At 35.1% G+C, this 20,915-nt stretch carries 23 protein-coding genes; 12 read left to right on the top strand and 11 right to left on the bottom strand.

Annotation, left to right across the window (positions count from 1 at the left end; translation table 11 throughout):
- The first annotated feature begins 18 nt into the window (after positions 1–18).
- Positions 19–372 carry a heavy-metal-associated domain-containing protein gene (locus tag OZP13_RS12355; RefSeq protein ID WP_281297320.1) on the top strand — a complete coding sequence of 118 codons (354 nt, stop codon included), beginning with the start codon at positions 19–21 and terminating at the stop codon, positions 370–372.
- Positions 373–536: 164 nt separating this feature from the next.
- Complete coding sequence (locus tag OZP13_RS12350) at positions 537–1,211, top strand: DedA family protein (protein ID WP_281297319.1); 675 nt, start codon at positions 537–539, stop codon at positions 1,209–1,211.
- A gap of 85 nt (positions 1,212–1,296) precedes the next feature.
- Here the strand turns inward: OZP13_RS12350 and groL are convergent, their stop codons facing one another.
- The 9 genes from groL to miaB form a co-directional block, all read right to left on the bottom strand.
- Positions 1,297–2,925, bottom strand: a complete 1,629-nt coding sequence (groL, locus tag OZP13_RS12345; protein ID WP_281297318.1) for a chaperonin GroEL — start codon at positions 2,923–2,925, stop codon at positions 1,297–1,299.
- A gap of 55 nt (positions 2,926–2,980) precedes the next feature.
- Positions 2,981–3,256, bottom strand: coding sequence for a co-chaperone GroES (locus tag OZP13_RS12340; protein ID WP_269240426.1), 276 nt, complete (start codon positions 3,254–3,256; stop codon positions 2,981–2,983).
- Between the two features lie 136 nt (positions 3,257–3,392).
- Complete coding sequence (secG, locus tag OZP13_RS12335; protein WP_269240424.1) at positions 3,393–3,731, bottom strand: preprotein translocase subunit SecG; 339 nt, start codon at positions 3,729–3,731, stop codon at positions 3,393–3,395.
- 3 nt (positions 3,732–3,734) lie between these two features.
- The gene (locus OZP13_RS12330) at positions 3,735–4,583 is read right to left on the bottom strand and encodes a tetratricopeptide repeat protein (RefSeq protein ID WP_281297317.1); all 849 of its coding nucleotides are present in this window, start codon (positions 4,581–4,583) and stop codon (positions 3,735–3,737) included.
- A 75-nt stretch (positions 4,584–4,658) separates the two neighbouring features.
- Positions 4,659–5,162: an LptE family protein gene (locus tag OZP13_RS12325; RefSeq protein WP_269240423.1), complete on the bottom strand. Its 504-nt coding sequence runs from the start codon at positions 5,160–5,162 to the stop codon at positions 4,659–4,661.
- A gap of 34 nt (positions 5,163–5,196) precedes the next feature.
- On the bottom strand, positions 5,197–6,456 hold the full coding sequence (locus OZP13_RS12320; RefSeq protein ID WP_281297316.1) for a sigma-54 interaction domain-containing protein: 1,260 nt from the start codon (positions 6,454–6,456) through the stop codon (positions 5,197–5,199).
- 23 nt (positions 6,457–6,479) lie between these two features.
- Entirely contained in the window at positions 6,480–6,620 is a 141-nt protein-coding gene (locus OZP13_RS12315; protein WP_269240422.1) for a hypothetical protein, read from the bottom strand.
- A gap of 47 nt (positions 6,621–6,667) precedes the next feature.
- Positions 6,668–7,057: a GxxExxY protein gene (locus OZP13_RS12310; protein ID WP_281297315.1), complete on the bottom strand. Its 390-nt coding sequence runs from the start codon at positions 7,055–7,057 to the stop codon at positions 6,668–6,670.
- A 41-nt stretch (positions 7,058–7,098) separates the two neighbouring features.
- Positions 7,099–8,544 carry a tRNA (N6-isopentenyl adenosine(37)-C2)-methylthiotransferase MiaB gene (miaB, locus tag OZP13_RS12305; protein ID WP_281297314.1) on the bottom strand — a complete coding sequence of 482 codons (1,446 nt, stop codon included), beginning with the start codon at positions 8,542–8,544 and terminating at the stop codon, positions 7,099–7,101.
- A 2,186-nt stretch (positions 8,545–10,730) separates the two neighbouring features.
- Between miaB and OZP13_RS12300 the strand changes: the two genes are divergently transcribed.
- From OZP13_RS12300 to OZP13_RS12265, 8 genes are all read left to right on the top strand, one after another.
- Entirely contained in the window at positions 10,731–11,204 is a 474-nt protein-coding gene (locus tag OZP13_RS12300; protein ID WP_269240419.1) for a hypothetical protein, read from the top strand.
- A 480-nt stretch (positions 11,205–11,684) separates the two neighbouring features.
- Positions 11,685–12,026, top strand: coding sequence for a hypothetical protein (locus OZP13_RS12295; protein WP_281297313.1), 342 nt, complete (start codon positions 11,685–11,687; stop codon positions 12,024–12,026).
- Between the two features lie 186 nt (positions 12,027–12,212).
- Positions 12,213–12,641 carry a hypothetical protein gene (locus tag OZP13_RS12290; protein ID WP_269240416.1) on the top strand — a complete coding sequence of 143 codons (429 nt, stop codon included), beginning with the start codon at positions 12,213–12,215 and terminating at the stop codon, positions 12,639–12,641.
- A 126-nt stretch (positions 12,642–12,767) separates the two neighbouring features.
- On the top strand, positions 12,768–13,529 hold the full coding sequence (locus OZP13_RS12285; RefSeq protein WP_281297312.1) for an HNH endonuclease: 762 nt from the start codon (positions 12,768–12,770) through the stop codon (positions 13,527–13,529).
- Between the two features lie 108 nt (positions 13,530–13,637).
- The gene (locus OZP13_RS12280) at positions 13,638–14,201 is read left to right on the top strand and encodes a hypothetical protein (protein ID WP_281297311.1); all 564 of its coding nucleotides are present in this window, start codon (positions 13,638–13,640) and stop codon (positions 14,199–14,201) included.
- 114 nt (positions 14,202–14,315) lie between these two features.
- On the top strand, positions 14,316–14,705 hold the full coding sequence (locus tag OZP13_RS12275) for a hypothetical protein (RefSeq protein ID WP_269240413.1): 390 nt from the start codon (positions 14,316–14,318) through the stop codon (positions 14,703–14,705).
- 99 nt (positions 14,706–14,804) lie between these two features.
- Positions 14,805–14,993 carry a hypothetical protein gene (locus OZP13_RS12270; protein WP_269240412.1) on the top strand — a complete coding sequence of 63 codons (189 nt, stop codon included), beginning with the start codon at positions 14,805–14,807 and terminating at the stop codon, positions 14,991–14,993.
- 240 nt (positions 14,994–15,233) lie between these two features.
- Positions 15,234–15,569 (top strand): hypothetical protein, encoded by a 336-nt coding sequence (locus tag OZP13_RS12265; protein WP_281297310.1) that lies wholly within the window; start codon positions 15,234–15,236, stop codon positions 15,567–15,569.
- A gap of 388 nt (positions 15,570–15,957) precedes the next feature.
- On the opposite strand, the gene OZP13_RS12260 is transcribed toward OZP13_RS12265, so the two are convergent.
- The gene (locus tag OZP13_RS12260; protein WP_269240411.1) at positions 15,958–16,350 is read right to left on the bottom strand and encodes a hypothetical protein; all 393 of its coding nucleotides are present in this window, start codon (positions 16,348–16,350) and stop codon (positions 15,958–15,960) included.
- 221 nt (positions 16,351–16,571) lie between these two features.
- Positions 16,572–16,718 carry a phospholipase D-like domain-containing protein gene (locus OZP13_RS12255; RefSeq protein WP_281297309.1) on the bottom strand — a complete coding sequence of 49 codons (147 nt, stop codon included), beginning with the start codon at positions 16,716–16,718 and terminating at the stop codon, positions 16,572–16,574.
- A gap of 380 nt (positions 16,719–17,098) precedes the next feature.
- On the opposite strand from OZP13_RS12255, the gene topA reads away from it, so the two are divergent.
- Both topA and OZP13_RS12245 read left to right on the top strand, forming a co-directional pair.
- Positions 17,099–19,618: a type I DNA topoisomerase gene (gene topA / locus OZP13_RS12250; protein ID WP_281297308.1), complete on the top strand. Its 2,520-nt coding sequence runs from the start codon at positions 17,099–17,101 to the stop codon at positions 19,616–19,618.
- A 70-nt stretch (positions 19,619–19,688) separates the two neighbouring features.
- Positions 19,689–20,840, top strand: a complete 1,152-nt coding sequence (locus tag OZP13_RS12245; RefSeq protein ID WP_281297307.1) for a formimidoylglutamase — start codon at positions 19,689–19,691, stop codon at positions 20,838–20,840.
- Positions 20,841–20,915 lie beyond the last annotated feature (75 nt).

Raw genomic sequence — 20,915 nt, 5'->3', positions numbered from 1 at the left:
ACAATTAAAAAATAAATTATGAAAAATGTATTATTAGGAATGATGTTATTAGTAGTAACTCTTTCCACACAAGCACAAGAAAAAAAGAATAAAAACGCTAAATATACCATTGCTGTTAATGGTAATTGCGAACAGTGTCAAAGAAGAATCCAAAAAGCAGCTTTCTCGGTTGATGGAGTAAAAATGGCCAACTGGAATATCGAAACCCATAAATTGGAAGTGACCCTCAACGAAGAAAAAACATCTGTTGCCGAAGTTAAAAAGGCTGTTGCCAAAGTTGGCCATGATGCCGGTGAAGTTAGGGCGGCAGATGCGACTTATGAGAAACTTCATCATTGTTGTCAATATGAAAGAGAAAAACCAGCCAAGTAGGCTTGTCTGAAAAGATTGTGGCGCTTTTCAGAATTGATTTCGATCAATTCTGAAAAATGCCACAATCTATTAAATATTTATTAAAATAACGGAAATGAACGGTCTCGATGATGCTGTTTCGCTAAACAATAAGTACTTTTGCCCACACATTTTAAAATAATTTTATGAATAATTTCGATTGGTCTCAATTAATAAATCCTGAATTTTATATTTTAATGGAATTTGGCGGGATAAAAATAGGGTTGTTGGTAATCCTTTTCATCATTTTTGCCGAAACAGGTTTGTTTGCCGGTTTTTTTCTTCCTGGAGACAGTCTTTTATTTTTAGCCGGGATTTATAGTGAGTTGCTGATGCGTCAAATATCAATGGGAAGCGATTTGGCCGATGTGATTTTGTTGTCCTCGTTGGTTTCTTTGGCAGGTGTTTTTGGTAATATGGTAGGCTATTGGTTTGGCGTTAAAGGCGGGACTTATCTGTACAACAAGGAAGATACTTTTTGGTTTAAGGAAAAATACCTTTTGCAATCGAGAGATTTTTTCGATAAATATGGAGGGAAAGCAATAATTTTCGCAAGATTCCTGCCTATTTTCAGGACTTTTGCACCTATCGTTGCGGGAATTGCCGCAATGGACAAAAAGAAGTTCATGTTTTTTAATGTGGTGAGTTCCATTCTTTGGTCGTTCAGCATGATTTTGGCAGGGCATTATTTGTCGGCTTTATTCTTGGATAAATTTGGCATCGATTTGAAAAAGCATATAGAATACATAGTTATCATTATTGTCCTGATTACGACGATTCCTGTTTTGTTCAAACTTTTGAAAAAGAGAGTTCATATATAAAAACCGAGAATTTGATGAAAACAAAAAAATCCGAAGCTTTGAAACTTCGGATTTTTTTATATTATATTTTCTTTCGGAAAAAAAATTACATCATGCCTGGCATTCCACCTCCCATTGGGTTTCCACCGCTGTGTTCTTCTTTGATTTCAACCAAGGCACATTCGGTAGTCAAGATCATTCCTGCAACAGAAGCAGCATTTTCCAAAGCCACACGAGTTACTTTTTTAGGATCGATAATTCCTGCTTTCAGCATATCCACGTATTCGTCAGTTTTGGCATTATAACCAAAATCTCCAGAACCTTCGGCTACTTTTGCCACAACAACAGAACCTTCTAGTCCAGCGTTTTCAACAATGGTTCTCAAAGGAGATTCAACGGCACGAGAAATTATTTTGATACCCGTGGCTTCATCTGCATTGTCTGCTTTCAAGTCGGCAAGAGCGTTTTTTGCTCTCAATAAGGCAACACCTCCACCGGCAACAATTCCTTCTTCAACAGCGGCGCGTGTTGCGTGAAGTGCATCGTCAACTCTGTCTTTTTTCTCTTTCATTTCCACTTCAGAAGCAGCACCAACATAAAGAACAGCAACACCGCCAGCTAATTTAGCCAAACGTTCCTGCAATTTTTCTTTATCATAATCAGAAGTCGTAGTTTCCATTTGACCTTTGATTTGGTTTACCCTGTTTTTGATCGTATCAGCATCGCCAGCACCACTTACGATTGTAGTGTTGTCTTTGTCGATAGAAACTCTTTTTGCAGTTCCCAACATTTCGATTGTCGTGTTTTCAAGAGTATATCCTCTTTCTTCAGAAATTACGGTTCCACCTGTCAAGATGGCGATATCTTCCAACATTGCTTTTCTTCTGTCGCCAAAACCTGGGGCTTTCACGGCTGCAATTTTCAAGGCACCACGTAATTTGTTTACTACCAATGTAGATAAAGCTTCTCCGTCAACGTCTTCGGCAATAATCAATAAAGGTTTTCCTGATTGAGCCACTGGCTCCAAAACTGGCAATAATTCTTTTAATGAAGAAACTTTTTTGTCGTACAAAAGGATGTAAGGACTGTCCAATTCTGCTTCCATTTTTTCTGGATTGGTCACAAAATAAGGAGAAAGATAACCTCTGTCAAATTGCATTCCTTCCACCACATCAACGTAAGTGTCAGTTCCTTTGGCTTCTTCCACGGTGATGACACCTTCTTTTCCAACTTTTGCGAAAGCATTGGCAATCAATTCACCAATAATTTCATCGTTGTTGGCAGAAATAGAAGCGATTTGTTTGATTTTTTCTGAATCGCTTCCCACTACTTTTGCTTGTTTTTTCAAGTCGGCAACAATGGCTTCAACAGCTTTGTCAATTCCACGTTTCAAGTCCATTGGATTGGCTCCTGCAGCTACGTTTTTCAAGCCTTCTTTTACGATAGCTTGCGCCAAAACGGTTGCAGTTGTGGTTCCGTCACCCGCTAAATCATTCGTTTTTGAAGCAACTTCTTTTACCATTTGAGCTCCCATATTTTCCAATGGGTCTTTCAATTCGATTTCTTTTGCAACTGTAACACCGTCTTTGGTAACGTTTGGTCCCCCAAAGGATTTTCCAATAATTACATTACGACCTTTTGGTCCAAGAGTTACTTTTACTGCGTTTGCCAATGCGTCAACACCACGTTTTAATCCGTCACGTGCTTCGATATCAAATTTTATGTCTTTTGCCATTATTTTTTTAACTTTTAATTGTCTTAATACTTAATTCTTCGAACTTAATTCTTTGTTAGATGATTGCCAAGATGTCGTCTTCACGCATCATCAAATAATCTTTTCCTTCTAATTTCAATTCAGTTCCTGCATATTTTCCGTAAAGAACGGTATCTCCAACTTTTACAGTCAAAGGTTCGTCTTTCTTGCCGTTTCCAATAGCAACAACAGTTCCTTTTTGTGGTTTCTCTTTTGCAGTGTCTGGAATGAAAATTCCTGATGCAGTTTGGGTTTCGGCAGCAACAGGTTCAATAAGTACGCGGTCTGAAAGCGGTTTAATATTTAAAGCCATAATGAAATGTTTTTTATTTATTTTTAATTGGTTTTTTTAACGTCAGAAATTGTGCCAACAGACTTAAACTGACAATTTTTCCTAAAAAAAATGCCAGCTTTGACAGGCTGGCATTTATTATGTTTTCTGAAGTAAATTATTTCTTTACTGGTTCAGCAGCTGGTGTGCTTTGAACTGGAGCCTCTTTTTGAGCAGGCGCAGCAGTTTCTGATTTTTCAATAATTTTAGAATCGGTGTCGCTTAATGATCCTCCAAAACTTAAACTGGAAAGTAATATAAGTACAATTAATACCGTGGCCAATGTCCAAGTACTTTTGTCTAAGAAATCTGTTGTTTTTTGTACGCCACCCAACATTTGAGAACCACCTATTGAAGAAGATAATCCGCCACCTTTAGGGTTTTGAACCATTATTACCACTATCAATAGAAAGCAAACTATTGTTATTAAAACTAAAAAAATTGAAAATGTGCTCATTGTTTATTTATTATTATTTTGTTGTAAAATCTCAATATCCGAAATACGGTCTGCAAAGAAACTACTTTTTTCTGGATATTTCAAAATTAATATTTCATAAGCTTGAATTGCTTTTTGATATTTTTTTTGTTCCAAATAAACCCGAGCCAAAGTCTCGGTCATCAAGTAGGAAGTATCCGTTTTGTTTGATTCTGCGAAGGTTATAGAAGTTGAACTTTGTTTAGCGGGAGAAATTTTTGGATTCAATTCGATAAATTTGTCAATCAATTCGGCTTTTTTCTTCTTTTCTTCGTCTAATAGTGCAGTTTCAGGAATGTTTGTGTTTTCTTTTTCTCTTATTATAGGCTCAATTCTAGCGAGTTGTAGCCATTCTTTAAAGGAATGTTTTTCGTTCGCCGAAAAATCCAAAGGTTTTCCAATGTCCAGTTTCTCGATCGCTATTTTTGTGTTTTCTTCTGCTTCCGAAGCTTCTTTTATGGAAGTAAGTATGGATTGTTCTATGCTGTTTACTTTTGGTTCCAGTTTTATTTCGGGCTGGAGAACCTCGAAATCAACCACGCTGATGTCCAAAAGGTGCGATATATTTTTGTCATAAAACCCTTTTTGAATGGCCGCAAAAGTATCTGAAGTAATAAAATCGAATAAAATAGTTCTGTCTGTGGTATGTGCGGCAGTAACTTTTAAAGCGTAATTGTACTTAAAGCTATTTTGATTATAGAGTCCTTTCAACCGCAAAGCCCTGGCGCTTTGAAAATACGGAAATTCATCCAGCACTCTTGCTAAATCATCCGTTTGCTTTTCGTTGATGGCATCGGGTTTGTTAATTAAATATGTATAATCGGTTACGTTCATTTCAGTGTTCAGTGTTCAGTGATCAGTGTTCAGTGTTCGTCTGCAAACTAGCTACTGAATACTGCCAACTGGTTATTACCATTTTGCCAATGATTCATTAAAGATGTCTTGTGTTATTCTGTCGAAAATTTCTTTTATGGCTTTGTTTAAAGTTTCTCCTTTCAGTTGTTGGGCTGCGGGATAATCATAATAGAAATCGAATGTTTTTTCGAAATCATCGGTTTCTTTCTTTTTGTTGGTAAAGCGAACATTTACCCTGATGGTCAATCTGTTTTGCGAAGCTTGCTGATCGGCAGTTGCGGTCATTGGGCTTATTCTGTAATCTACAATTTCTCCTTCGTAGGCTAAATCACCTCCAGTTTTAACCAAATTTAAATTCGTTTGGTTTTGGATAAGGTCTTGTAATTCCAAGGTAAAAGTCCGGTCAATTCCCGGTTCAATCAACTCGGCATTGTTGGGAAAAAAACTTACCTGAAAAGTTTTGGCGTCTATTTTGCCAGTTCCAGTGAAGTTGTAAACCGAACAACTGCTTAGATTTAAGAGCAATAGAAGGGCAAGGAGATAGTGTAGGTGCTTCATTTTATAGTTAAAAAAGTTCAAAGATATTCAATTTTTAAAGATCAAACTGTTTTATTTTTCGGTAAAGTGTTCTTTCGGAAATGCCCAATTCATCGGCTGCCATTTTTCGTTTTCCTTTATTTTTCTCCAAAGATTTTTTGATCATTTCAATCTCTTTTTGCTCTAATCTCAGGACTTCTTCCTCTTCGATACTTTCGGCAAATTGATAATTGTCTTCCGGAACTTGATAGTTGGCAACGCTCGTTGGAGTCGTGATAACGGCTGTTCTTGGTTCTTCTTCAAAATCTATTTCACTATCGTCTTCTTTGTTGCCGTAGATTTTTTTGATGAGATGCGAATTGGCCTCTTGAACTTTCGCCCCACCGTTTTGCATCAATTCCAAAGTCAGTTTTTTCAAATCGTGCAAATCGCTTTTCATGTCAAAAAGCACTTTGTACAAGATTTCTCTTTCGGTATTGAAATCGCTCTCGCTTTTCCTGTCTTTGATGACCGAAGGCAAATTACTTCCTTCTGTAGTTGGCAAATACGATTGCAAAGTGTTTGCCGTAATATCGCGATTGGTTTCCAAAACCGAGATTTGTTCGGCCACGTTTCGCAACTGGCGAATGTTTCCGCTCCAGCGAAATTTTTGCAGTAATTGAACGGCAGAATCATCTAGTTTAATAGGAGGCATTTTATATTTTTGGGCAAAATCGGCCGCAAATTTTCTAAACAATAAATGGATGTCGTCTTTGCGATCGCGCAATGGAGGCAAGGTTATGTCCACGGTGCTCAAACGATAGTACAAATCTTCGCGGAATTTTCCTTTTTCGATGGCGTCAAACAAATTCACGTTGGTGGCAGCCACAATTCTTACGTCAGTTTTTTGTACTTGTGAAGAACCTACTTTTATAAATTCGCCGTTTTCCAAAACACGAAGTAATCTAACTTGGGTTGTCAAAGGTAATTCACCCACTTCGTCCAAGAAAATAGTTCCACCGCTGGCCACTTCAAAATAACCTTCACGGGTTGAGGTTGCTCCTGTAAATGAACCTTTCTCGTGACCAAAAAGTTCGCTGTCAATGGTTCCTTCCGGAATGGCGCCACAGTTTACGGCAATATATTTTCCGTGTTTTCTGTGCGAAAGCGAATGGATAATTTTTGGAATACTTTCTTTTCCAACGCCGCTTTCCCCTACAACCAATACCGAAATATCGGTTGGCGCCACCTGAATCGCTTTTTCTATCGCGCGATTGAGTTTCGGGTCATTCCCGATAATCTCGAATCGTTGTTTTATTGATTGAACTGTTTCCATAATTTTTTCTTTTGCCGCAAATTTTATTTGTCAGTTTGGTCGTCTTTTAAAGGTACTATTTTTTCAACTTTCTGCTTTGGGAAATAGGTTCTAATGATATAGAAGGTCGAACCAAATCCAATAATGAAAGTAAGTAAGGCGATGATTATGTTTTTTTTGGTCATTATGTTTGTTTTTTTTACCACAAATTACTCAAATTTTCACAAATTATTTAATTGCTAATCAGTCTTTTGTGAGTTAATGATTTGTTTTGAAAATTTACAATAATTCCAATTGGAGTATCTGCTAGTTTCATGTAATTTAATGTTCTCGAAAGATGTTCATTAGTTACTTCTTTGACAGATTTCACCTCTAAAATTATATCTTCATAAACAACGAAATCGGCATAAAAATTATGAGGAAGAATGAATCCTTTATATTCAACGTCATATTTTTTCTCTCTAATATATGGAATGTTATGATTTTTAAATTCTATTTCTAATGCGTCTTTATAAACTATTTCTAGTAATCCAGGACCTAAAATCCGATGGACTTCCATGCACAAACCAACAATTGTATAGTTTTCATCTTTTTTATAATAATATTCATTATTGTCACTCATAATAATGTAAATTAATTCGTGAAAATTCGTGGCGAACTTTTTTAATTCATCTCGCTCAAACCAACCGCTTCCCCTTTTAAAGTGCCGCTGGTGCAACTCGTGATTTTTACGTTTACAAATTCCCCGATTTTATAATTCTCTTTTGGAAAAACCACCACAATACTTTGCGAATTTCTTCCTGACCAATCGTTTTCTGATTTTTTGGAAACTTTTTCTACCAAGACTTCCACAATTTGTCCAACAAATTCCTGGGTTCTTATGGCGCTGTGCTCTCTTTGCAAATCCACGATTTCCTGTAAACGACGCATTTTGTCTGGTTCTGGAACATCATCTTCCATTTTGCGTTCGGCCAATGTTCCCGGACGTTCCGAGTAGGCGTACATGTAGCCAAAACTATATTTCACGTGATTCATCAAGCTCAAGGTATCTTGATGATCTTCTTCGGTTTCGGTAGGAAAACCGGAAATCATGTCTTGCGTAATCGAACAATTTGGGATGATAGTCCTGATTTTGTCCACCAAAGTCATGTATTCTTCCCGAGTGTGCAAACGATTCATTGCTTTCAGTATTCTATCACTTCCGGATTGAACAGGCAAATGAATGTGTTTGCAAATATTGTCGTGTTTGGCGATCACGTGCAAAACGCTTTCGTGCATGTCTTGCGGATTGGAAGTCGAAAATCGGATACGCATTTTTGGAAAACCAACAGCCGCCATTTCCAGTAATTGGTCGAAGTCAACCGAAGTTGCTTTTTGCATTTCGCTGGCGTTGACAAAATCTTTTTTCAGTCCGCCGCCATACCATAAATAACTGTCCACGTTTTGTCCCAGAAGCGTGATTTCCTTGAATCCCCTGTCGTGCAAATCCTGGATTTCCTTCATGATACTTTGCGGTTCACGGCTGCGTTCTCTTCCGCGAGTGAAAGGAACCACACAAAAAGTGCACATGTTGTCGCAACCACGGGTAATGGAAACAAAAGCCGAAACGCCATTCGAATTCAATCGAACGGGAGAAATATCGCCATAAGTTTCGTCTTTCGACAAAATCACGTTGATGGCATCGCGACCGTCTTCGACCTCTGCCAATAAATTCGGCAAATCTTTGTACGCATCGGGTCCAACCACAAGGTCAACAATTTTTTCTTCTTCCAAGAATTGGCTTTTCAAGCGTTCTGCCATGCAACCCAAAACCCCTACCTTCATTTTTGGATTGATGCGTTTCACGGCATTGTATTTTTCCAATCGTTTCCGAATAGTTTGTTCGGCTTTGTCACGAATGGAACAGGTATTGACCAAAACCAAATCGGCTTCTTCCAAAACTTGGGTAGTGTTATATCCGTTCGAGGATAGGATGGAAGCCACGATTTCGCTGTCGGAAAAATTCATCGCACAGCCGTAGCTTTCTATAAAGAGTTTCTTGGTATTCTCGGGTTTGTATTCCAATACAAGACTTTCGCCTTGTTTGTTTTCGTCAATAATCTTTTCCATAGTCACTTCAAAAGTGTTTTTTAATAAGGGGGTAAAGTTACAATTATTTGGATGAATATGACAAGATGTCAGATTAAGATTTAACAGTATTTTATCAAGGAGCCAGTTAATGTCCCGATGGGCAATGTCATTAAGTTAAGACTTTTGGCCGTCACTTCGAGTGATTTTTAATGGTAATGCGATAGCTTTACTAGTAAAAATTGTATCGAGAAGCCTATAATAGCAGCATTCTCGATACATTTTATTAAAAAAAGCTGTCGCGTTTTTTAATAAAACACTCGAACAGACGAGGGCCAATCCTTAACTTAATGACATTGCCCGTAGGGAATTTAATCCCTAATGGGACTACTACAGACTAAATTGTTTTTCTACCCCTATTTAGTCTCTAATGGCCAGGGCATTCGCTTTTAAAAGTTTTTAGCCACGACCCGAGCGATAGCGAATAGGCGAAGCAATTTCACGAATTGTCACTAATTTTTATCAAAATTTGAAAATGAATGGCACGAATTCTATCTGATTTTTAGAATTCGTGGAATTGAAAACTGGTCTAATTCGTGTTTATTCGTGCAATTCGTGGCGGAAACTTATTCGCTTTTAAAAAGCATAATTCTCTTTAACCACAAATTACACAAATTACCACAAAAATGAACCTACCAACAACAGCATAATTAACTCAGACATACCAAAAACAGACTTTGAATTTACTTCGTCAGTTCGCTTCGCTCGTGTGTGAAAATTTGTGGAATTTGTGGTGTAACTTTTAAAAGCATAATTCTCTTTAACCACAAATTACACAAATTACCGCAAAAATGAACTTACCAACAACAGCATAATTAACTCAAACATACCAAAAACAGACTTTGAATTTACTTCGTCAGTTCGCTTCGCTCGTGTGTGAAAATTTGTGGAATTTGTGATGTAACTTTTTAAAAACATAATTCTCTTTAACCACAAATTACACAAATTACCGCAAAAATGAACCTGCCAACAACAGCATAATTAACTCAAACATACCAAAAACAGACTTTGAATTTACTTCGTCAGTTCGCTTCGCTCGTGTGTGAAAATTTGTGGAATTTGTGGTGTAACTTTTTAAAAACATAATTCTCTTTAACCACAAATTACACAAATTACCGCAAAAATGAACCTGCCAACAACAGCATAATTAACTCAAACATACCAAAAACAGACTTTGAATTTACTTCGTCAGTTCGCTTCGCTCGTGTGTGAAAATTTGTGGAATTTGTGGTGTAACTTTTTAAAAACATAATTCTCTTTAACCACAAATTACACAAATTACCGCAAAAATGAACCTGCCAACAACAGCATAATTAACTCAAACATACCAAAAACAGACTTTGAATTTACTTCGTCAGTTCGCTTCGCTCGTGTGTGAAAATTTGTGGAATTTGTGGTGTAACTTTTTAAAAACATAATTCTCTTTAACCACAAATTACACAAATTACCGCAAAAATGAACTTACCAACAACAGCATAATTAACTCAAACATACCAACAACAGCATAATTAACTCAAACATCCCAAAAAATAGACTTTGAATTTACTTCGTCAGTTCGCTTCGCTCGTGTGTGAAAATTTGTGGAATTTGTGGTGTAACTTTTTAAAAACATAATTCTCTTTAACCACAAATTACACAAATTACCGCAAAAATGAACTTACCAACAACAGCATAATTAACTCAAATCTACCAAAAACAGACTTTGAATTTACTTCGTCAGTTCGCTTCGCTCGTGTGTGAAAATTTGTGGAATTTGTGGTGTAACTTTTTAAAAACATAATTCTCTTTAATCATAAATTACACAAATTACCGCAAAAATGATCCTACCAACAACAGCATAATTAACTCAAACATACCAACAACAGCATAATTAACTCAAACATACCAACAACAGCATAATTAACTCAAACATCCCAAAAAATAGACTTTGAATTTATTTCGTCAGTTCGCTTCGCTCGTGTGTGAAAATTTGTGGAATTTGTGGCGGAAACTTTTAAAGGCGAATGCCCTGCCTAATGGTCTATTTGAACTCTTGATTGGCAGCACTAGAGTAAATCGAGAAAATGACAAAAAAGTGTAAGATTTTATATAAAATTTAACTGGAGTGTTTTTTTTATAATAGTAAATAATGTAATTTTATCCTTGTTAACTTTAACCCTTATTATTTTATGAGTACACAAAACCAATTGAGTATCAGTATTCCCGAACAAACCATCGCGGCTGTGCTAGAGAATTTGCAAAATTGCAAAAATTTGCTTGAACCGTATCTATTGGCCTTGACTCCAGAGGAGCGCCAGTCGATTCTAAAAATGGGAGACAAAACCGTGGCTACGGTATTGAAAACCAAAGACTATGTGGTGTCTAATCCACAATTTGTGCCCAGCTACATGAATGTGGCAGAATTTGTGGCCGACGCTTCTGTGGTCATGCAATTGACGCCCATTACCAATCTTGCCAACCAATTGTCCTGCAACGTGGAAGATACCATTATGGTGGCGGGCAGTGAAGCTTTCCAAGAAGCGCTGCTGTATTACGGACAGGTAAAAGAAGCTGCTTCCAAAGGGATTCCTTCCGCAGAACCTATTTATGACGACTTGAAACAACGATTCGCCAAAAAATCAAAAAAAGTAAAGCCCATTTAGTTCCTTAATTCTTTGAATCCAAGCCTCCGTAAGGAGGCTTTTGTTTTGGTAATCCTTTGTTTTTGAGTTCAGAGCTTATAATTTTGAGTTCAGAGGTTATAATTAGTAGTTCGGAGCTTATAATTTTGAGTTCAGAGGTTATAATTAGTAGTTCGGAGCTTATAATTTTGAGTTCAGAGGTTATAATTAGTAGTTCGGAGCTTATAATTTTGAGTTCGGAGGTTATAATTAGTAGTTCGGAACTCCTTTTTTGATTCTCAAAAAATAGTAGTGCTGTTTTTTCTCCTGAAAATTAGAAAAGAGGTCAACAAATAAAAAGTCCTTTTGATGATTTGTAAGAAAAAATGAATATATTTGAAAGGAAATAAAGCGAAACAAACCTTCGCAGTCTACCCGATTTTGGGTGGATATACGAAGGTTTGTTTCGCCTGTTTGCAAGTTATTTGCAAATTCAGAAAATCACTCTTAAAAAGAAAGTTTATGTTAGAGAATATTGACTTCATCGGATTATTTAGATCACAACCTATGATTCCCGATTGTATGCGTAATGACGATCTTATATTTAATTTTTATAATCGAAACGGTACGTTCAACATAAATATTTGGGATGGTGACAACTCGATAATGTTATTCGAAGGTCATGATTTTGAAGTTACAAGTGCAAATAATAACGATACATTTCAAATTACAATAGAAGAATTAGAAGATAATCATCCATACAAACAAGTTAACGGGAAACTTTATATTCGAGTTCCTGAACCACGAGCTTTTAAGCTGCATTTGAATGAATACGGCTGGGTTTATTTTCAAGAAATCATTTAATCTGCATATAATAGCCTGTAACTGCAATCGCGGAGTTTTCGGTAAATTGAAGTTCTTTTTCATGGAAATTATACCTTAGAAGAGAGAAATCAGTTCGCTTGGATTCGCGACTGACGGTTACAGGCCAAACGCTGGTAGCTATTTTAAATCCCTAGTAAAAACAATATTTATTTTAATTGAAGAAAAATGATAAACAGTAATGAAAGGTTTATAAGATGGCAACAAAATTTAAGGGAACAAGTTTCGTTCACAAATAATTTATTTATTATAATTTCTATAGGTATTGCAGGTTTCTTTTTTAATTTGATAACGCAACAAGATTTTATTGTTGGATGTGAAAATAGATTTGTTTTTCGTTCAGGTATTGTTCTTTTAATAATTTCAATTTTATTGGGAACTCTCACAAATGTTAGTAGAACAATTGATTTTAGATTAACTATAAAAAAAATAAAAAAAGAACTGGAAAGTGGTAATAATTTGGATGACTTAAAATATTGGATAAAAACATTTGGAAATATGACTTGGTGTCTTTTCTACAGCCAAATTATAGTTTTAGTTTTTAGCTTAATATTTTTAGGAATAAGTTTTTACAGAATATATTCGTTTAAATTCTAATAAAAATCCCGATAACGGATTTGTAATTCGTGCCCATTTACGAGTGTCTCGTCCGAAAATAAGTTTACATTTTTATACTTAACGCTATCTGATGCAATTATAAAGCAGAATCAAAAATATACTAAAATGAGCTATAACGAATTACTAAACGATCAGAGATGGAAAACTAAAAGAAATCAAATTTTGGTTAGAGATAAACATACTTGCCAACGTTGTGGCATAAGTCCAAGTTCAAATTTTAACGCTAAATCATTTAAACTAGGAACAAATTTTCAAACCAACTTTAGTGTAGAATATATTAATGAAGATTCAAATACAAAAATAATCCGTTTGGTAAAAAATACAGGACAAGAAATTATATGCAAAACATCTCTCTCAGAATATCAAATTAATTTAACGACAGAATATATAATTTTAGTTAATTTCGCAATTGAAAACTTCATTAAATACCCATACAATGGAGCTACAGTAAATAATTTAAAACATAATATTTTCATTTCTCCAGGAACAAATTCAGCTTTAATTAAAGCTTTAGAAAATCATAAATCAACTCTAGCGATAGATTTGGAAGGCATTTGGTTTGTTGAGAAAAAAAACCAAGAAGAATTTGCCAAAAATTCCCAAGCACTGCACGTTCATCATAAATGTTATAGAAAAAAATATGAGATTTGGAATCAAGATGATGACGATTATGTCTCACTTTGTAATGTTTGTCATCAAATTGTTCATATAAATCAACTAATTCCGTATTATGATGAAGTTGGTAGAATTTATCAATATATGAAACCTTGTCCAAGGTGTAATGGGAAAAGAGTATTAGAATGCTATAAGCACGTTCAGAACGGGATATGCTTCCAATGCAAGGGCGAAGGAGTTTTTATGACATAACTGCCGTCAACAGCTAGGGGTTAGTTACGTGTGCAACACGATTATTTTTTGAAAATAAAATTAATACAAAATTAGTAGAGTACATATTTAATAATTTAAAGAAAGAAAATGAGTAAAGATAATTTAAGACAAAGTCATTCAGCTTGGAGAGATATTGCGGTTACACAATTATCAAATGCTAACAATGTAATTTTAGGATTTGCTACAGGATTTATTGTCTTTTGCCTTGATAAATGCGATACTATTTGGTTTAATTTAAATATCTCTTCAGAATTTGAAAAGCCAAAACTTTTTTTTGGTCTTTGTCTGTTAAGTTTGTTGTTTTCCATTTTTTATGGAATATCAGTTTTAGTTTCTAGATTATATGACTTTAGAATAACACGGCATATTACTCTAACAAGGATAAGAAGTATAAATAAACTTGATTATGATGAGTTTGAAAGCTCAAATATGTGTAATAGAATTAATGCTTTATTTCAAATAATTTTTAAAGAAATTCCATTTATAACAAAGGATAAAGCTGAAAAATTAGAATTGAAAAATAAGGAATTTAATGAATTACGTAAACTTTCTTTTGTTTTAGGAGAATCAACTTGGCTATGGCTAAAATTTCAAGTTTTCTGTTTTTTACTTGGTTGTTTGTTTTTTGTTTCATACTTGTTTTCGAAATAAATATGTTATTACCTGCCACAAACCTCCAAAAATAAGAGGGTTTATTGAATTTGTCAAGAATACAGAAAGAGACTTTGATTTTCTATGTACTAATAATTAAAAATCATTTTTTTTATGGGTTTTAAAATTTTACCAATTTGCACCAACTGTGGTTACAAAACAAAGTCAATAGCAATTGGCGGAGGAAGATTAACTCATCTTACTAATTGTGGCGCACCAGCATTAAATACTGAATCTAACGAAATTGAGCAAATAAATCTATATGATTACGAAAAAACTGTAATTATTAAAAAGAAATTTCTATACTTTTTTTCCAAAAGCATTGCAATTGTAACGAAGAATAAAAAATATATTCCATATTATGAACCAAGTATGTTTACTGATGATTTGGAAATTGAAAATCATAATTGGGGAAATAAATGCTACAAAAAAAGTAAAAACTTCTGTCCAAAATGCAAAACATTTAATTTAGATTTTTTAGGCGACGGTGTTTACTTTGATTAATATATACGATTAAATATCATTTTTTTAAAACATCATTAATATTCTACATAGAAAAATTTAAATTTTATAGAATTAAAAAATCAGAAAAAAATCAATACTATGGCAGAGATACTAAAAGCGAACTGTAGAGTTTGCAATTACCAAACAAGTTTTAGATATGGAGGAGGGAGATTCGATTTTCAAACTTTTAATCCCGTACCAGCGTATGACAAAACTACTGAAGAATTGGAAAGTGTAAATTACAAGTTAGAAAAAGATAATCCAGATTACATTTTTTATACAGATTAACAACTCAAAGGGGACAATGAAGGAAAATTCATTTTTCAAAATTTTGATTTGAAATTGAATCAGGTAAATAACTACTGTCCTAAATGCAAGAATTACAGCTTGGATTTTAGGAGTTATATGTTATGTTAACGCGCAAATCAACTTCACTAAAAGATAAAGTACTTTACCACCTTTTCCTAAAAAACAAAATTCTACCCTTTAAACACATATATTAGTTCACGAAATAATATGGACCTACCAATGGAAGGATACACCAAAGAAATCATTCTAAATAAACTCATTGAATCTTGCTTAAGTTTTGATGCCAAGCTTTTTAAGCCCTATTTACAATCTGAAATAGTTATTACTGACGCTCCAGATAAAAAAAGATTCTATTCGTTTTTTAAAAAAATGCTTTTAACCGCTCAATCTAATTCCATAAAACCAATGAGTTTTAAAATTGAAATGCCAGATTGGGAGGATGAAGAAAATATGAAACATTATAATTTGTACGATAGTGTTCATAAGCATTCAAGACTATGCATAAGGGTTAAAGAAACTGAAAATCAAGTTTACTTAGATACGATGCCATTTTAAAAATATTAGAGAGAATAGCAAGAGGATTTCGTGTCCTCTTTTTTTTTGGAGTAGTTTCAGCTTGTAGCGCGGGAATTTTAGCAGTAATTTGTTGGAAAACAAAGGTAATAGACAAAAAGTTATACTGGCAATTATAAAAACACTAGCAGTTTTCTTCAATCCATTTATACAAATAGTCGATAGTTAATCCCATACTGAAAAGATTAGTTCTTAAATGTAGTGATGGAATATCTTTATCTTTTTCACGATGAGTTATTGTACGTGTACAACCTGGACATTTATAATGATCGTGCGAAGCTTTTGTTCTAAGATATTTACAGTTATGTGCTTTTAGAAACGAAATCCAATCTTTCGTTTTTACTGGTCTATTGTTTCCCATTTAAAAAATTTAACAAGCTAGTTTATATTGCTTATTTTTTCTAATGGTTACATTCTCTAAACCTTGTAATAATCCATTCTCATCAACAAACAATTTAGAAAAATTCTTGCTATGATAAGGAACTTGTGAAAATCCAAGTTTAACTAATTCAGTTTTCTTTTGTTCTGCATTAAGTTTCATAAAATCTTCACAAAAAGTTTCAACATTTTCGTCTAAAGAATCAATTGCTTCCTGTTCTGTAGAGCCATATCCACTAATCATTAAAGAAGGTATAATAGATATAAAATGTTCTCCCTCTTTACCACTAACGACAGTAGCTTCCAAAGTTAAATCGCCTCCTTTAATTCGAATAGTATCCTCTTGCGGTTGATTTTCAAGGGATGTTTTTGTTAATTTAGCCATAAGTTTAAAAAATTTTATATATAAATATATTGGACAAATATATGGAAAAAAAGAAAATTAAAAGTATTCATTTTCAAAACCTTAACTTATAAATAGAAACTACCTCCAATAGCTAGAGTTGCCTGCACAGAACGAACAATGAAGCTCGTGTTGAACGGAACCGCTGCCATTCCGCAACTATGGGTTTTTCGATAAATGAGTTATAAGAAGAGCAAGAGGATTTAGTGTCCTCTTTTTTTTTGGAGTAATTGATCAAAGAAGTTTTTGTTGGTAAACCAAGCCACCGCAATATAAATGGATTTTTGTGTTTTATTGATTTCCTCTTGGATTCGAGAGGCACTATTTTCGAAAATTGCTTCTGTCGGCATGCAATGAAATTTTTTCTAAAAGGAAGAAATAAACCAAAGTTATTGCTTTTTATTTCATCAAAATCAAGGCGATTTGGCAGGGCATTCGCCTTTAAAATTTTCCGCCACGAATTACATGAATCAACACGAATTAGACCAGTTTTCAATTCCACGAATTCTAAAAATCAGATAGAATTCGTGTCATTCATTTTCAAATTTGATAAAAATTAGTGACAATTGGTGTAATTCGTGGCTAACTCTTTTTTCTTTTTTAAAAGCGAATGCCCTAACGATTTGGGGCATCCTAAATGTATAAATCATCGCTAAAATTCACTTTTAAAATTTTAAAAACCCAAAATTTAAAAAAATCATATACTTTTGTTCCCACAAACATTAGGGATATGGCAAAGAATTTAGTTATAGTAGAATCACCGGCAAAGGCAAAAACAATCGAAAAATTTCTGGGAAGCGACTACCAAGTCGAATCAAGTTATGGGCATATTGCCGACTTGCCTTCCAAAGAAATTGGCGTAGATGTAGAAAATGGTTTCAAACCAAAATACGAAGTTTCTGCCGATAAAAAAGCTTTGGTCACTAAACTAAAAGGACTTGCCAAGAAAGCCGACATGGTTTGGTTGGCTTCGGATGAGGATCGCGAGGGGGAAGCCATTTCGTGGCATCTTGCCGAAGAATTGAATTTGGTAAAAGACAAAACCAAGCGAATCGTTTTTCACGAAATCACCAAAAATGCCATTTTAAAAGCGATAGACAATCCAAGAGAAATTGATTATAATTTGGTCAATGCCCAACAAGCTCGTCGTGTTTTGGACAGATTAGTTGGTTATGAATTGTCGCCAGTGCTTTGGAGAAAAATCAAAGGAGGACTTTCAGCAGGACGTGTACAATCGGTTTCGGTTCGTTTGATTGTGGAAAGAGAAAGAGAAATCCAGAACTTCAATGCCGTTGCCACTTATTCTGTTGTGGCCGAATTCACTAACGAAGCCGGAAAAACATTCAAGGCCAAACTGCCAAAGAATTTCAATACCAAAAAAGAAGCCGAAGATTTCTTGAACAAGAATGTCGGTTCTACCTATAAGGTTTCGGATTTAGAAACCAAACCAACCAAAAAATCACCAACTGGGCCTTTTACCACTTCGACTTTGCAACAAGAAGCGGCGAGAAAATTGTATTTGCCTGTTGGAATCACGATGCAATTAGCACAACGTTTGTACGAAGCGGGACTCATTACTTATATGAGAACCGACAGCGTGAACTTGTCGAAAGAAGCGATGGAAGCGGCTCAAGCCGAAATTATCAAATCGTATGGAAAGGAATTCTCCAAACCACGAACTTTTGTCAATAAAAGTAAAGGCGCCCAAGAAGCCCACGAAGCGATTCGTCCAACGGATATGTCTCGCCATACCGTGAACATTGACCGAGATCAAGCGCGTTTGTATGATTTGATTTGGAAAAGAACCTTGGCTTCGCAAATGAGCGATGCCGAATTGGAACGAACCAACGTAAAAATTGCTGCCAACAACCACGGCGAATTATTTACTGCCTCTGGCGAAGTTTTGCTTTTTGAAGGTTTCTTGAAAGTATATTTGGAAGGTCACGATGACGATGAAGAGGAGCAAGAAGGAATGTTGCCTGCAATGAAAGTCAACGAAAAATTACAAAATAATTATATCACGGCCACCGAGAGATATTCACGTCCACCGGCTCGTTATACCGAAGCTTCTTTGGTTAAAAAGTTGGAAGAATTAGGAATTGGTCGTCCGTCAACTTACGCACCAACCATTTCTACGATTATCAACAGGAATTATGTGGAGAAAGGAAATTTGGATGGTCAAGAGCGTAATTATACCCAATTGACATTGCAATCCGGGAAACTAGGCGAGAAGTTGCTGAAAGAAAACACGGGTTCCGATAAAGGAAAGTTGGTTCCAACAGATATTGGAACCATTGTTACCGATTTCTTGGTGAAAAATTTTGGAAATATTTTGGATTATAATTTCACTGCCAAAGTGGAACAAGATTTTGATGAAATTGCCGAAGGAAATATCGAATGGGCAAAAATGATGCAGGAGTTCTACGATAAATTTCACCCAACGGTGAAAGACGTGGAAGCCAATGCCGAAAGAGAAAGTGGCGAAAGAATTTTAGGAACAGATCCAAAAACGGGGAAACCAGTATCGGTTCGTTTGGGGAAATTTGGACCAATGGCGCAAATTGGAGCAGCCGATGACGAAGACAAGAAATTTGCCAGTTTGATGAATGACCAAAATATTGGCAACATCACTTTGGAAGAAGTATTGGATTTATTTTTGTTGCCGAAAAATTTAGGTACATATAAAGGAGAAGAAGTTGAGGTAAGTAACGGTCGTTTTGGACCTTATGTGCGTCACGGAAGTGTTTTTGTTTCCTTGCCAAAAGGCGAAAATCCATTGGATGTCACCATTGCAAGAGCTCAGGAGTTGATTGACGAAAAAGCAAAAGCCGATGCGCCAATCGCTACATATAAAGGAGAACCTGTTCAAAAAGGAACTGGGCGTTTTGGTCCGTTTATCAAATGGGACGGTATCTTTATCAATGTGAACAAGAAGTATGATTTTGATAATTTGTCTCAATCCGATATCGAAGCATTGATTGAAGATAAATTGCAGAAAAATATCGACAAGGTTTTGCACAACTGGACTGAAGAAGGGATTTTGGTAGAAAAAGCCCGTTGGGGAAGATCGGTAATTACCAAAGGGAAAATCAAAATTGAATTGAGCAAAGATGTTGATGCCACCAAATTGACATTGGAGGAAGTTCAAGAAATGATTGCCAAGAAAACCCCCGCCAAAAAAGTAGCAGCCAAGAAAACTACTGCTGCAAAAAAACCTGCTGCAAAGAAACCAGCAGTTAAAAAGAAATAAATACTAACACATTCTATTCTCGTCTCCCTCTCCTTTGGAGAGGGCTGGGGAGAGGAAAAAGTAATATAATATGGAATTTGATTTTCTAAAACCTTTAGACAATGAAATCCTTCGGTCTATCAAGGAGTTTTCTTCCCAGCAATTGGGAAGCAAAGTAGTATTTCATACTGCAAAAGACTTTCCTGATTTGAATAAAATTAAAATTGCCATTATTGGCGTTTTAGAAAATAGAGGTGATGTAAACCAAACCGGGGAAGTAGATTTGTCGCATATTCGAAAAGAATTATACGGATTGTTTCCAGGAAACTGGAATGCTTCGATTGCCGATTTAGGAAATATTTTGGCAGGAAATGCCGCTTCCGATACTTATTTTGCACTTAAAAAAGTGGTTTCCAGTTTAATCAAAAAGAAAATCATTCCTGTTGTCATTGGCGGATCGCAAGATTTGACTTATGCTCTATACAGAGGATATGACGATTTGGAGCAAATGGTCAATTTGGTTTCTATTGACAATAAATTTGATTTTGGAAAGGAAGATGCCGATGTTTCAGCTTCTTCTTATCTGACAAAAATTATAATTGACGAGCCTAATAATCTTTTTAATTTTAGTAATGTCGGGTTTCAGACCTATTATAACTCGCAGGAAGAAATCGATTTGATTGATAAATTGTTTTTTGAGGGGTATCGTTTGGGAGCAATTTCGAATAATATAGCCATTTCGGAACCCGTTTTTAGAGATGCCGATGTGGTGAGTATTGATTTGACTTCCGTGAAATCATCTGATTCAGGAAACAACAATCCGTTTACTCCCAATGGATTTAATGGAAAAGAAATTTGTGCTTTGTCTCGATATGCCGGAATTAGTGATAAAGTTTCGCTTTTGGGTATTTTTAATCACAATAATACCAAACAAGAATCCGTTTTGGTGGCACAAATTATTTGGTATTTTATCGAAGGGTTTCATTATCGTTCCAATGAGTATCCTTTTGGCAGCAGAGAAAATTATATAAAGTACATTGTCCCTTTGGAAGAAGAGGAGCTGATATTCTATAAAAGCAACAAAACCGATAGGTGGTGGATAGAAATTCCATTTGTTTCAAATAGCAATAATAAGTTAAAGAAAAATACGTTATTACCTTGCTCTCATGAAGAGTATTTGGCAGCTTGCAATCAGGAAATACCTGAAAGATGGTGGAAGGCTCAACGTAAAAATATAGTATAAATTATCTTTGTGCTATTTATTGAAAAAGAATAAATGAATTAACGACAAAAGCCATTGTATTTTTTATAAATTAAT

The sequence above is a fragment of the Flavobacterium limnophilum genome (genome assembly GCF_027111315.2).
Classification (GTDB): Bacteria; Bacteroidota; Bacteroidia; order Flavobacteriales; family Flavobacteriaceae; genus Flavobacterium; species Flavobacterium limnophilum.
This window is presented reverse-complemented; position numbering and strand designations above follow the sequence as displayed.